Here is a 14,019-nt window from a genome sequence, read left to right on the forward strand (position 1 = left end):
CGACAAAGAAGCGCTTTTTGCTTCTGCCGGCGGAGTTGAAGTTTCGGAGTTTCTAGGAGGCGACACTAGACAAGCGACTCGAGGGGCTAGGCGCTGGAGCTGGATTAAGAAAACCTGGTTAGTTATCCACATTGAAAATATTTTATAATTTTAATTTCCTATTAAATGAAAAAGTCCAATTCAGTTACGAATTGGACTTGCAAATAGTTATTGTACTCAATTGACTCTTGATTGATTCTCACTATTGAGGCAGCTTTTTAAAGAGCTTAATCGTAAAGGTTGTTCCTTTGCCTATCTGGCTGTCAACTTCGATATGCCCTTTATGTGCTTCAACAATGTGTTTGACGATGGCGAGGCCTAGTCCTGTTCCGCCGGAGTTGCGGCTTCTAGCCCTGTCAACCCGGTAAAATCGTTCAAAAATCCTCGTTATTTCGCTCTTTTCGATTCCTATACCGGAATCCTTGACCAGAACCGAAACAGAATCTCCCTGATCAGTTAAAGAAATCTCTACACTGCCGCCATTTGGAGTGTAGGTAATTGCATTGCTGACAAGGTTGATCAGCACCTGCTTGAGCCTGTCTGGATCTCCTTCAATGACTGCCCCTTCGCTAGGCTGGCTGAGCCTCAGCAGAATATCCTTTTGTGCTGCTTTTCCTTTTAAAATCTCAATGACTTCATTGGCTTCTTTTACGAGATCAACTCTTCCATTAGTCAGCTGGAAACCATGCTGCTCAATCTTCGAAAGGTCTAGCAATTCCTGGATCAATACTTGAAGACGGTCACTTTCCTTTAAAATGATTTCAAGGAACGCTTCAAGTGTTGCCTTATCATGCATTGCCCCATCCAGCAGCGTTTCAGAAAAACCTTTTATAGAGGTAATCGGTGTCTTAAGTTCATGCGAGACATTTGCTACAAAGTCCTTCCTCATCTGTTCCAGTTTCTTCAGTTCAGTAATGTCATGGAAAACGAGTAGGATCCCCTTCCAGACATTGTTTGTCCCGATAATCGGCACTCCATAAACTTCGAAATAACGCCGTTCAATTTCCAATGGCATAACAACTTGCTTCCGTACTTTTTGTTCTGTCATAAAAATCTCTTCGACCATTTGGGTAATTTCTCCATGGTCAATCACTTCATAATAAAGTTTGTAGAGGTACTCAGAAGCCTCCACATTAAAAATTTCCTTGTATGGCTTATTAATCAGGTTGATAAAACCCCTGCTGTCGATCAGAATCAGACCACTGCCCATATTTTCAATCAGTGTAGTCAATCTGTCTTGCTGGGATTCTTTCAGCTTCATCAGTTCCTGAAGATTTCTGGCAAGGATATTGATAGAAGAGCTCAGCATGCCTGTTTCATCAATATGATCTTCATATGTCCTGGCCCGATAATTTCCTTTTGCCAGCTCGATCGCAACGTTTGTCGCAGACTCAATCGGTTTCGTATAGCGGTTGGTGATCCTTGTACCGAGAAGGATTATGACAATTAGTGCCATGCCAAGGCTAACGGTAAGAATCCACCAGATTTGACGATAAGCTTTCTGAAGGTCATCAATCTTTGTGGTTAAAAAAACATAGCCCTCGTTTTCGCCATCATGAATTAGCGGTTTCCAATAATAATGCAGGTCAAAGCCTCCGCCAACTTCCAGGTCGCTCTGCTCTCCAGGAGCGTCTTCAACGATGTCGCCAATAATATCCCTGTGCCTGTTGATTTTCGTGCTTGATGGTTCACCTGTGTCATAATGGACGTCACCCTCAAGGTCAACGATGGTGATCCTTGCGTTAAGCAGGCCGCTCATCCGCGAAATTTCTTCTGTATCCAGCGATGCAAGTCCTCCATTTTGTTCGATATTGGAGGTTAAAAGACTCATTTCAATTTTCAGCCGCTCATTGAATGAGTTAATAAAGTAATTCTTGAATAATTGCCCTAAAAGCAGGCCCAGGCCTACCAACACGATGATGATCAGGGTAATGAGGGCAAACAAGAGACGCGTACGATACTTTGTCATTCTCCCTTTGGTTCCTCCAGCTTATAGCCAAGGCCTCGTATTGTTTTGATATATGATGGTTTTTTCGTATTTTGTTCGATTTTTTCCCGTAAGTGGCTTATATGTACATCAACAATTCTAGTATCTCCTGCAAAGTCATAATTCCAAACAGCGCTGAGTAGCTGGTCACGAGTCAGCACCCTGCCTTTATTCTTCGCCAGGTAAAGGAGCAACTCGAATTCTTTCGGAGTCAATTCAAGCAAGTTTTCCATAAAATAAGCTTCATAAAAATCCGGCATGATTTTAACATCACCAATCTTGATCTGACCCTCATCCTCCACCTTTTCCTCCACAATTTCGGCTGAGTCTGCGTCCTTCTGAGAATGGCTTTTACCCTTGCTACGACCTCACGCGGACTGAACGGCTTAGTCATGTAATCATCAGCGCCCAACTCCAGACCAAGCACTTTGTCAAATTCGTCATCTTTAGCCGTAAGCATTAGTATCGGCACATTGATTTTCTGCTGCCTGAGCTGCTTGCATACTTCCATGCCATCGAGCTTCGGAAGCATCAAATCTAAAATCATCAAATCTGGCCTTTCATCAGCAGCAAGGCGGATTCCTTCCTCGCCGTCCATTCCAGTTACCACTGAATAGCCATTCTGTTCGAGATTATACTTCAGCAGTGTCACAATAGACTGTTCATCGTCCACAACCAAGACCTTCTTGTTCATATGAGCCTCCAAAAAAGTTATTACCCCTATTTCATCCAGGCTCTTTTCTCAAACTTTGTTGCTAGTGACTACAAAATTTGATTGAATGACCAAAGTTTCTCTTCAAATTTAAAGCTTATCATGAGAAAAGAGCTTGCAAACTTAATACCGACCTACAAATTGGCTTTTAATCATGTTAAAATCGGCTTTAGGATTTTAACAACAATCTTACGAAAACAGGCAACATCCAATAGCTCTATTTACATTATAATATCAACCCAACTGATAAAATCAAATTATAAAGCACAAAAAAGCGCAAGCGACTCGTTCAGCCCCGACAAGCGCTGGAGGGCCGACCGGTGAAGTCGTTCTTTGACTTCATTGGGCGGACCGAAGCGACTCGAGGGGCTAGGCGCTGGAGCTGGATTAAGAAAACTCCATGGATTTATCCACAACTCAATAATCTTATAAATTCCAACCACAAAAAGGGATGCACAATTATTGTACATCCCGAAAGTTTAAAAGTTTTCTAATGCTTTTCCTTCCATACGCTGGACTGGATAAGGAGGACAGACGAGCAGCAACCCCTTTACAACTGTCTCATCTTCTTCATTCTTTCCTGTAACCGAAATTTCAACGTTATGCTTACTTCTGATCACTTCGGTTACTTCAAAAAAGAATTGCACTGTACCATAATGGTAAACAGGCTTCACATACTCAATATCCTGCTTCAGAATATGGCTCCCTGGTCCTGGAAGGTATTTTGAAACAGCTGAAGTGATGATCCCATTAAGCATTATTACAGGAACAATCGGTTTTTCATATGGTGTCTGTGACGCGTAATCATGCTGGATATACAAAGGATTGGCATCATTCGTCAATCCTAAATATAAGAGAAGGTCTTTATCTTCGATTTTTTCTGTTAATGTCAATTTTTCTCCGACAGTGATTTCTTCTATTTTCCTGCCAAGCTTACGTTTTCTTCCAAGCAGCATAGCATTTCCCCCTTTGCAATAGAAGTTCGGGAATACTCATTCCATCTCTTGTCCAAAAATCATATACTTTATAATATGTGTAAAAAATCGGGGAATATTCCCCGATTTTTTTATTTACTAGAAATCTTCTAACGACTAAGCAAGTACTGCCATGACATTGCGGACTGCTTCAGCGGACTTATCAAGTGCTGCTTTTTCTTCTGCAGTCAATTCAAGCTCGATTACTTTCTCGATACCGCCAGCGCCAAGAATTGTTGGAACTCCCAGGTAAATTCCTTCGTATCCATACTCTCCTTCTAGATAAGCAATAGAAGGCAATACACGTCGCTGATCCTTCAAGATAGCTTCGCACATTTCAACCAAAGAAGCCGCCGGGGCATAGTAAGCGCTGCCATTCCCAAGCAGGTTGACGATTTCGCCGCCGCCTTTGCGAGTGCGCTCAACGATTGCATCAAGACGATCTTTTGGAATAAGTGTTTCAAGAGGAATGCCTCCTGCATATGAATAACGCACAAGTGGAACCATGTCATCGCCGTGGCCACCAAGAACGAAACCTGTAATGTCTTTAACAGACAGGTTCAACTCCTGAGCCACGAATGTACGGAAACGAGCAGTATCCAATACGCCCGATTGGCCGATTACGCGATTTTTAGGAAATCCGGACTCTTTGAAAATAGTGTAAGTCATGGCATCAACTGGATTAGTCAATACAACGATGAAACTATCAGGTGAGTGTTTGGTGATTTCCTGGGCTACACTTTTCATGATTTTTTGGTTCGTCTGGACAAGGTCATCACGCTCATGCCAGGTTTGCGCGCTATACCAGCTGTTACAACAACGATATCTGAGTCTTTCGTATCTTCATAGCTGGAAGTACCGGTAATGTTCGCGTCAAAGCCTTGGACTGGGCTCGCTTCAAGCATATCAAGCGCCTTACCCTTTGTAGGGTTTTCCATTTGCGGTATATCCACTAATACTACATCCCCAAGTTCCTTCTGTGCTAGCAAGAATGCTGTTGTTGCTCCTGTGAATCCTGCACCAATGACTGAAATCTTTTTGCGTTTCAATGACATAAGGCTTCCTCCTCAGAACGAATATATTTTAAAAATATATGTTATTTATATAAAGGCTATCCTTAAAAAGGATAGCCTTCCGCACATTTTTAGCCCATGTTCTTGATCAGTGCATCACCGAACTCAGAAGTCTTGACTTCTGTAGCGCCATCCATCAAACGTGCGAAGTCATATGTTACAACCTTTGAAGCGATTGATTTTTCCATTGACTTGACGATCAAGTTAGCTGCTTCAGTCCAGCCAAGGTGCTCCAGCATAAGAACGCCTGAAAGGATAACAGAAGATGGGTTAACTTTATCCAAACCAGCATATTTCGGAGCAGTACCATGTGTCGCTTCGAAAATAGCGTGGCCAGTTTCATAGTTGATGTTTGCTCCAGGAGCGATACCGATACCGCCTACCTGTGCTGCAAGAGCATCTGAAATGTAGTCGCCATTAAGGTTCATTGTTGCAACAACATCGAACTCTTTCGGACGTGTAAGGATCTGTTGAAGGAAGATATCAGCAATCGCATCTTTAACGATGATCTTGCCAGCAGCCTCTGCGTCAGCCTGAGCTTTGTTTGCTGCATCCGTACCTTGTTCTTCCTTAATCTTGTCATACTGATTCCAAGTGAATACCTTATCGCCGAATTCTTTTTCAGCAAGATCATATCCCCAGTTTTTGAACGCGCCTTCTGTGAATTTCATGATATTGCCTTTATGTACCAGCGTTAATGACTTACGGCCTTCTGTAATGGCGTAATTGATCGCTGAACGTACAAGGCGCTCTGTTCCTTCTTTGGAAACAGGCTTGATACCGATACCTGAAGTTTCTGGGAAACGGATTTTATTTACTCCCATTTCGTTTTGCAGGAATTCAAGAAGTTTCTTGACTTCGTCAGATCCGCTTGCATATTCGATACCCGCATAGATATCTTCAGTATTTTCACGGAAAATTACCATGTCAGTGTCCTGAGGACGCTTTACAGGCGAAGGTACACCTTCGAACCAGCGAACAGGACGCAGGCACACGAATAGGTCAAGTTCTTGACGCAATGCAACGTTAAGAGAGCGGATTCCGCCACCGATTGGTGTTGTTAAAGGTCCTTTAATCGCGATTAAGTATTCATTGATCAACTCTAAAGTTTCGCTTGGAAGCCATTCACCAGTCTGGTTGAATGCCTTTTCTCCAGCAAGAACTTCCTTCCAGACAATCTTCCGCTCACCTTTATAAGCTTTTTCAACAGCTGCGTCAAGAACTTTTACAGACGCTGCCCAAATATCTGGACCTGTTCCGTCACCCTCGATAAATGGAACGATTGGATTGTTTGGTACGTTTAAAACTCCATTTTTAACTGTGATTTTTTCACCTTGCATATTATTCTCTCCCTTCAAGATCCTAATTCATTAACAGAACCAAAGGTTAGCAGGCGAGATTGCCCCTAACCTTATTTTGGGAAGGCGTTTATCCATCGATTTATAAAAAATTGTTTGGATAACAGCTTCCTTCACTCTCCTATTAGAACAATTTTTCACTAAAAAGTAAAATATTGCTCCTTTTTCTCTAATAATTATCTCATTTCGATGGCAACATATTCTTGCTTGCCAGGACCTGTATAGTCAGCACGTGGGCGGATCAGGCGGTTGTTGTCATACTGTTCAAGGATATGTGCAAGCCATCCTGAAACACGGCTTACAGCAAAGATTGGCGTGAACAGGTCATGGTCGATGCCAAGGCTGTGGTATACAGACGCTGAGTAGAAGTCCACATTTGGCGGAAGGTTCTTTTCGCCTGTAACGATTTCTTCAATCTTAGTTGACATTTCGTACCAGTGAGGTTCACCAGTCAGTCCAGTCAGCCTCTTGGACATTTCTCTCAAATGCTTCGCACGCGGGTCTCCCTGGCGATATACACGGTGTCCGAAGCCCATGATCTTTTCTTTGTTCGCAAGCTTTCCGCGGATTGCCGGCTCAACATTTTCAAGAGTGCCGATTTCAGTCAGCATTTTCATAACTGCTTCATTTGCTCCTCCATGAAGAGGGCCTTTCAATGCACCAATCGCAGCTGTAACACCAGAATATACATCTGATAGTGTTGCAACGCAGACACGCGCAGTGAATGTTGAAGCGTTAAGCTCATGGTCAGCATGAAGAACTAGCGCTTTGTTCATTGCTTCTACTGCTATTTCATCTGGCTCTTCCCCAGTCAGCATGTAAAGGAAGTTTGCCGCGAAGTTAAGGTCTTCTCTTGGCGCGATCGGCTCAAAACCTTTCCTTACTCTAGCGAAAGCCGTAACGATAGCTGGCATCTTAGCTGGAGGCGGATCGCTTTGCGGTAATTCGCTTCTTTTTCCATTACATCTGATTCATCATCATATAATCCTAAAAGAGATACAGCCGAACGAACTGCAGCCATCGGATGGACTTTATCAATCGGGTACATCCTGAAATGCTCAAGAACTTCTTTCGGCAAAGCCGCATTCTCTGCAAGTTGCTTTTTCAATTCGTCCAATTCTGATGCTGTAGGAAGCTTGCGGTGCCATAATAAGTAAATCACTTCTTCGAAACTAGCATTTTCAGCAAGATCGTCAATGTCATAGCCTACATAAGTCAGCGTGTCATCGATAATAGAGCTGATAGAAGATGTTGTAGCCACTATCCCTTCAAGACCACGTGTTACTGTCATACTCAATCTCTCCTTTGTAGTTAATTTCCCCATATCCCATTTTGTCTGTATGTTGACCTGCTGTTAAAAACAGCGATATCAGAAAAAGGAAGTTTCTGACACTTTATGCGAAAAGCCGGACCATACGCCGGCAACAGACCGATTCCAGCCGAAATGCCCTGTATACGATGGGTATCGAGCGGTTGCTCAGGCAACGGGCAAAAAGAAAATGCTTACATTTTGTTAAATAAAAAAACCGTGAATACTCTCTCCACACCCAGGCCTATATAGAGGAATGGGAGCAGTTACAAGTCCTATTATAAACAATTATCTGATATTTGTGAATGAAAACTACTTAAATCAATATAAAATATTATTTTACAAAAAGGCTATTTCAATAATTCAAAGATTTTCATAGCCGCAAATGCGATACCAGCACCGATTAAAGGACCAACTGCTACTCCTTTGAATAGGGATACCGCCAGAATTGTTCCAAGGACAAGTGCGGTTGTTATATGGGGATCTTCGGTCAGTAAGATAACTCCGCCTTTGGCAAGCAGAGCAACTGCCATACCTGATATCAGGGCAATCCATGCATAAGGTGACTTGAAAGCACCGCCTAAATCTTTGAAGCCAATATCACCGCTGGCAATGGGCGCCAGGACAGCAATAGTGATAACCGTTACTCCCCAGTTTATACCCTTACCTTGGAGCAACGAAAATGTTTTGGCTTCTACGCCGGCAATCTTCATCACAAGCAGGACCAGGACGGCAATAATTAGCGATTGGTTTTTCGCCAGAAAAGCAATCGCCAATAAAGTTAGTAAAAAAAGCATAGGCTCAAGCATAAATTGGTCATCCTTCCACGGTTAAAACTATTGTAACATAATTAAAAATATTACACCAAACAGGTAGGATAAAAGGTTGTTGCCCCTGCTGATTATACGCTTCAGATTATTGTTTAAATGCATAATTCTACTGGTGAATCTGCTGCTTTGAGCAATATTCAATATTTATATTTTGACAAGCTTTTACGAATTCAAAAATTACCTCAGACTCTAATAGGAATGTCCATATAAAATTTGTTTGCAAATCAGCTCTCGTAAGAAGCCTTATTCTAAGATCTTTTGTATTTTAAAGGATTTTTAAAAAATTAAATCGAATCTTTTAAAATTATAAACCGTATATTTTAGGAAACTTTCTGGACTGGCATCAAGCTTTTAAGATAAACAAACAGTATTGGCATCCAGTTGGCCATTCCAAAAGGAGGAACCTGTTTGAATCTAGTATATCTTCATAGGACATTACGTTTCATTTTCGTCATTGGTACCGTTGTAGCCGGCGCACTTGCACTTTTTTACGTTTCCAAGGTAACTTACCCATTCATCATTGGCTTTCTGATTGCTTTTATGATGAATCCGCTCGTCAACCTTTTCCAGACGCGTGCAAAAATGCCCAGGTCTCTGGCGGTACTCATTTCCCTTGTTCTGATAATGTTGGTGTTTGCAGGGCTGATCACTTTGCTTGTTGTCGAGATAGCTTCTGGGGCTGAATATTTAGCGAAAGTTGTTCCTGAACATCTGGTTACTTTGATTGATTATATTGAACATTTATTTGCTGCTCAACTGATTCCACTTTACAATCAGCTAACAGGCATGTTCCAAAGCCTGGAGTCGGGCCAGCAGGATACCATAATGGATAATATACAAAACGTTGGGGCACTATCGGGACAACGACAGGGAATTTTATAAAGAACTTTTTTGAGAAAATCCCCAACATTCTGTCCTGGTTCCCGAATGCAGCAACTGTCCTCATTTTCTCATTATTAGGGACTTTCTTCATAAGTAAAGACTGGTATAGATTATCGGCTATGGGTACCAGGTTTTTGCCTAATCGCGCAAAGACGAGCAGCAAGACTGTTTTTGACGATTTAAAAAAGGCATTATTCGGTTTTGTCAGGGCCCAGGCCACACTGGTTTCGATCACTACCGTCATTATCTTGATTGGTTTGCTGATCCTTCGTGTCGATTATGCCATCACGATTGCCCTGGTTACCGGTATCGTTGACATCATCCCATATCTCGGTACCGGTGCTGTCTTTGTCCCGTGGATCATCTATGAAGCAATTGCCGGTGAGATGAGTAAGGCAATCGGTTTAGGCGTTTTGTATGTTGTCGTATTGGTCCAGAGGCAGATCATGGAGCCAAAAATACTTTCATCAAGCATTGGGCTCGATCCGCTGGCCACCTTGATTGCCCTGTTTGTTGGCTTCAAAACCATCGGCTTTCTGGGACTGATTGTCGGTCCAGTCATTCTTGTTATTTTCAATACATTGCAACGTGCGAATGTGTTCCGTGATATTTGGACATTCATTAAAGGGAAAGATGAAGTGATTATAAAATAAATCTGTAATCTGTCTGTATGATACGACCTGCAAGTAACTACCTATACTAAGAAAAGCGCAAGCGCCTTGATCAGCCCGACAAGTGCTGGAGGGCCGACCGGTGAAGTCGTTCTTTGACTTCATTGGGCGGACCGGAATCGAAATGTATAGCCGACTGTCCAGAAACGCAGAAACTGGAGACTCCGACAAATAAGCGCTTTTTGCTTCTGCCGGCGGAGTTGAAGTTTCCGATGTTTCTAGGAGGCGACACTAGACAAGCGACTCGAGGGGCTAGGCGCTGGAGCTGGATTAAGAAAACCTGGATAGTTATCCACATTGAAAATATTTTATAATTTCCTATTAAATAAAAAACGCAACCGATGGAGGTTGGCGTTATCTGTGTTAACGAATGACTTTGATTGTACCTTTATCAATCCAGTTACGAAATAATTTCAGCATTAGTGCTTTAAAAAACTTCCTGGTCGGTGGTGCCAGGAGTAAAAATCCAAGAGTGTCAGTAATGAAACCAGGTGTCAGCAGAAGGGTACCGCCAACTAGAATGCTCACTCCATCCAGGATGACATCCCCTGGCATCATACCTCTTCTCAATTGGTCCTGAGTTCTTCTTATCGTTTCCAACCCCTGCTGTTTCGCCAAAAAAGCCCCGAGGAAACCTGTAAGGATGATGAGCAGAATCGTCGGCCAAATCCCGATCGTTTGCCTGAAAGAAGCAGAAGCGCAATCTCACCAGCTGGAACAATAATTAAAAACAAAAAAATATATCTCATTCTCCACCTCAATGTTTTGGAATAGCGTGTCCTTCTATTATACTTGGCGAGGTGACGAGTATACAATAATATGATTAGCGTAGATTCCAAAAGATAGGACGAGATTGAAAAACGGGAGAGAACCTATTGCACGAGCACTTCGGACATTTCCAGCAAGATCACTCGGTGTTTTGTCCGAACATGGGGTGACTTCGGACATATCCAGCAAGATCACTCGGTGTTTTGTCCGAACATGGGGTGACTTCGGACATTTCCAGCAAGATCACTGGGTGTTTTGTCCGAAGTGGAATTTGTTCTGACACTCCCAAGGCCAAAATAAAAGCGTGAAATCTGGTATGATTTCACGCTTTATTTGATGACTATAAAACGCTGGCATGTCCTTTGTAGATGACGCCTCTTGCTGAGTCTACCGTAATTTCCTGGCCATCTTCAAAAAGCTGCATTGCATTTTCCACACCTACGATGACTGGGATTCCAAGGTTCAATCCGACTACAGCCGCATGGCTTGTCAAACCGCCCTCTTCTGTGATCAAGGCGCTGCACTTCTCAAGCGCTGGGACCATTTCGCGGTCTGAGCCGATTGTTACAAGGATGCTGCCTTGTTTTACCTTACTGATTGCTTCTTGTGCATTCTTTGCAACGACTACTCTTCCGTATGCAGATTTGCGTCCAATACCTTGAGCTTTTGCAAGGATATCGCCTACTACATGGATCTTCATCAGGTTAGTTGTACCTGCTTCTCCAACCGGCACACCAGCTGTGATGACAACAAGGTCACCGTGGGAAACAAGACCACTGTTCACACTTTCTTCTACTGCGATTGCGAGCATTTCGTCTGTTGTTTCAGCTTTCTGGCCAAGTTGTGGATATACTCCCCATACTAGAGTCAGGCGGCGAAGGACAGGATCATTTGATGTTGCTGCAATGATCGGACCTTCGGGCGGTATTTTGAAATCATACGAGCTGTATGACCGCTCTCAGTCGGCGTGATAATTGCGTTTACGTCAAGGTTCAACGCTGTATGTGCAACCGATTGTCCGATAGCATCTGTGATATTGTGCTCGGTGTTTTTACTGCGAGCTGATAAAAGTTCTTTATGATCAAGTGCTTGTTCTGCACGGGATGCGATATTATGCATTGTCTGTACAGCTTCTACAGGATATAGTCCAGCAGCTGTTTCACCAGAAAGCATAATTGCATCTGTACCATCAAAGATCGCATTTGCTACATCACTTGCTTCTGCGCGTGTCGGACGCGGATTGCGCTGCATGGAATCAAGCATCTGGGTTGCCGTGATAACAGGCTTGCCAAGTGTATTGCACTTTTTGATCAGTTCTTTTTGAACAAGTGGTACTTCTTCAGCCGGAATTTCGACACCAAGGTCTCCACGTGCAACCATCAGGCCATCAGAAACTTCAAGAATTTCATTGATGTTATCAACGCCTTCCTGGTTTTCGATCTTAGGGATGATTTGGATATGGGAACCGTTGTTTTCTTCGAGAAGCTGGCGGATTTCCAATACATCTGTCGCGCGGCGCACAAAAGATGCTGCAATAAAATCTACACCTTGCTCAATACCGAACAGGATATCCTTCGCGTCTTTCTCTGTGATTCCTGGCAGGTTAACTGATACACCTGGTACGTTTACACCTTTTTTATTCTTAAGTGTTCCGCTGTTCATGACTCTTGTTTTAATTTCATTGTTAGACTTGTCAATTCCGATAACTTCCAGTCCGATCAATCCGTCATCAAGTAGCATTTTCGCTCCTGGATATACGTCATCAATCAATTGATCATAGGTAACTGAGAACTTTTCAGCTGTGCCCAAGACCTCTGTCATGGAAACGATGCATTCCTGGCCTGTCGTTAGCTCGATCTCTCCGTTTTCCATATCATTTGTACGGATTTCAGGGCCTTTTGTATCAAGAAGGATACCTACCGTCTTCCCTGTTTTCTCAGCAGCCTCTCTGATATTCTTGATACGTGCTGCGTGTTCCTCATGATTTCCGTGTGAGAAATTAAGACGGGAAACATTCATACCTGCTTCAATCAATTGAACTAATTTGTCTACACTTTCACTTGCAGGACCAATTGTACAAACAATTTTTGTTTTGCGCATAGCTTGCAACCTCCTGGTTTACTGTAAAGAGATTAAATAGAAAGCTCTTTCGATAATTTATATAAGTTCAAGTCAACAGTATGCTGTTTTGCTAAAGCTTCGATGATATCGTAATCCACTAATTGATTTTTTTCCATTCCAACAGCATGTCCGCCTTTGCCTTCCAATAAAAGCTCTACTGCCCGTGCTCCTAGCCTGCTTGCGAGTACGCGGTCGAATGCTGTAGGCGTTCCTCCACGCTGAACATGGCCAAGGACCGTTACGCGTGTATCAAAGTCAGTCTCTTCTTGCAATTGCTTCGCAAAATCATAACCGGTCATGACACCTTCTGCTACAACAATGATACTGTGTTTTTTACCACGTTCATGCCCTTTTTTAAGACGGCGAGCTATGTCCTTCATATCATGGGGATCCTCAGGAATCAGGATGGTTTCCGCACCTCCTGCCAGACCAGCCCATAATGCCAGGTCTCCAGCGTTGCGTCCCATTACTTCGACAACAAACGTTCTTTCATGTGAAGAAGCAGTATCACGGATTTTATCGATTGCATCGATGACGGTATTCAGCGCCGTATCAAATCCGATAGTGAACTCAGTCCCTGGGATATCATTGTCAATCGTTCCAGGTACACCGACACAAGGGAACCCTTGTTCAGTCAACGCCTTTGCGCCTCTGTAAGAGCCATCTCCGCCTATAACGACTAGTCCTTCGATACCAAACTTATTCAATTGCTCTATTCCTTCTTGCTGGCCTTCTTTTGTCTTGAATTCTTCGCTGCGAGCAGAATAAAGAAACGTCCCACCACGGTGGATGATATCACCAACTGAACCAAGCTCGAGCTTTTTAATATTTCCGCTCATCAAGCCAGCGTATCCGCCATATACACCATAAACCTCTACATCATGATAGATTGCTTTTCTAACAACCGCACGTACTGCGGCATTCATGCCGGGCGAATCCCCGCCGCTCGTCAAAACACCAATTCTTTTCATCTTTTCACCTCATTCAATATGTACTGTACCAAAAATAAAACGTAGTATTCTGATATTAGCTTGTCTTATTATAAACAGAATACCCGGGAATATTTCTAAAATACCACGTAGAATACCTTATCTCAACTGAATCCTCAATATTGACAATAAGACGGAATTATCATGTAATTGCAAGCGCTTCAATAGTTCTTTAAATGTCATTTAGTGACTCTGTTGTGAATTTCTTGCATAAGTCGCTAATAAAAAAAAATCCAAAAAACGGAAGACAGTTACATCTTCGCAAGAAATAGCGTGTTTTAAAACACAAAGAACAAAAAGCGCAAG

The 14,019-nt window shown here is 42.8% G+C and carries 7 protein-coding genes and 5 pseudogenes; 2 read left to right on the forward strand and 10 right to left on the reverse strand.

Annotated features, from left to right (window positions below; genetic code table 11):
* Positions 1-241: 241 nt before the first annotated feature.
* Together pnpS and JCM21738_RS18075 are read right to left on the reverse strand one after the other, a co-directional pair.
* Positions 242-2,008 (reverse strand): two-component system histidine kinase PnpS, encoded by a 1,767-nt coding sequence (gene pnpS / locus JCM21738_RS18070; protein WP_023627030.1) that lies wholly within the window; start codon positions 2,006-2,008, stop codon positions 242-244.
* Positions 2,005-2,720, reverse strand: a pseudogene (locus JCM21738_RS18075) (response regulator). Before JCM21738_RS18075 ends, pnpS begins: the two are co-directional and overlap by 4 nt.
* 338 nt (positions 2,721-3,058) lie before the next feature.
* On the opposite strand from JCM21738_RS18075, the gene JCM21738_RS24495 reads away from it, so the two are divergent.
* Positions 3,059-3,232: a hypothetical protein gene (locus JCM21738_RS24495; protein WP_023627028.1), complete on the forward strand. Its 174-nt coding sequence runs from the start codon at positions 3,059-3,061 to the stop codon at positions 3,230-3,232.
* Here the strand turns inward: JCM21738_RS24495 and JCM21738_RS18080 are convergent.
* From JCM21738_RS18080 to JCM21738_RS18100, 5 genes and pseudogenes are all read right to left on the reverse strand, one after another.
* Entirely contained in the window at positions 3,218-3,694 is a 477-nt protein-coding gene (locus JCM21738_RS18080) for a MaoC/PaaZ C-terminal domain-containing protein (protein ID WP_023627027.1), read from the reverse strand. The two genes, JCM21738_RS24495 and JCM21738_RS18080, sit on opposite strands and share 15 nt — an antisense overlap.
* Positions 3,695-3,829: 135 nt before the next feature.
* A pseudogene (mdh, locus tag JCM21738_RS18085) lies at positions 3,830-4,767 on the reverse strand (malate dehydrogenase).
* An 89-nt stretch (positions 4,768-4,856) separates the two neighbouring features.
* On the reverse strand, positions 4,857-6,125 hold the full coding sequence (gene icd, locus JCM21738_RS18090) for an NADP-dependent isocitrate dehydrogenase (protein WP_023627025.1): 1,269 nt from the start codon (positions 6,123-6,125) through the stop codon (positions 4,857-4,859).
* Between the two features lie 194 nt (positions 6,126-6,319).
* A pseudogene (citZ, locus tag JCM21738_RS18095) lies at positions 6,320-7,434 on the reverse strand (citrate synthase).
* Positions 7,435-7,802: 368 nt separating this feature from the next.
* Positions 7,803-8,261, reverse strand: a complete 459-nt coding sequence (locus tag JCM21738_RS18100) for a DUF441 domain-containing protein (RefSeq protein ID WP_023627023.1) — start codon at positions 8,259-8,261, stop codon at positions 7,803-7,805.
* 429 nt (positions 8,262-8,690) lie between these two features.
* On the opposite strand from JCM21738_RS18100, the pseudogene ytvI reads away from it, so the two are divergent.
* A pseudogene (ytvI, locus tag JCM21738_RS18105) lies at positions 8,691-9,817 on the forward strand (sporulation integral membrane protein YtvI).
* 381 nt (positions 9,818-10,198) lie between these two features.
* On the opposite strand, the gene JCM21738_RS18115 reads toward ytvI, so the two are convergent.
* The 3 genes and pseudogenes from JCM21738_RS18115 to pfkA all read right to left on the reverse strand — a co-directional run bounded on the left by JCM21738_RS18115 (position 10,199) and on the right by pfkA (position 13,695).
* Positions 10,199-10,510 carry an FxsA family protein gene (locus JCM21738_RS18115; protein ID WP_439646012.1) on the reverse strand — a complete coding sequence of 104 codons (312 nt, stop codon included), beginning with the start codon at positions 10,508-10,510 and terminating at the stop codon, positions 10,199-10,201.
* 433 nt (positions 10,511-10,943) lie between these two features.
* Positions 10,944-12,703, reverse strand: a pseudogene (gene pyk / locus JCM21738_RS18120) (pyruvate kinase).
* 32 nt (positions 12,704-12,735) lie between these two features.
* Positions 12,736-13,695, reverse strand: a complete 960-nt coding sequence (pfkA, locus tag JCM21738_RS18125) for a 6-phosphofructokinase (RefSeq protein WP_023627018.1) — start codon at positions 13,693-13,695, stop codon at positions 12,736-12,738.
* Positions 13,696-14,019 lie beyond the last annotated feature (324 nt).

Source organism: Mesobacillus boroniphilus JCM 21738 (genome assembly GCF_000517385.1).
GTDB classification, from domain to species: Bacteria; Bacillota; Bacilli; order Bacillales; family Cytobacillaceae; genus Mesobacillus; species Mesobacillus boroniphilus.

What these genes read in the sequence shown, in the direction of transcription:
- pfkA (WP_023627018.1), bottom strand. Translation starts at nt 13,695, where the DNA reads ATGAAAAGAATTGGTGTTTTGACGAGCGGCGGGGATTCGCCCGGCATG.
- JCM21738_RS18100 (WP_023627023.1), bottom strand. Translation starts at nt 8,261, where the DNA reads ATGCTTGAGCCTATGCTTTTTTTACTAACTTTATTGGCGATTGCTTTT.
- JCM21738_RS18080 (WP_023627027.1), bottom strand. Translation starts at nt 3,694, where the DNA reads ATGCTGCTTGGAAGAAAACGTAAGCTTGGCAGGAAAATAGAAGAAATC.
- pnpS (WP_023627030.1), bottom strand. Translation starts at nt 2,008, where the DNA reads ATGACAAAGTATCGTACGCGTCTCTTGTTTGCCCTCATTACCCTGATC.
- icd (WP_023627025.1), bottom strand. Translation starts at nt 6,125, where the DNA reads ATGCAAGGTGAAAAAATCACAGTTAAAAATGGAGTTTTAAACGTACCA.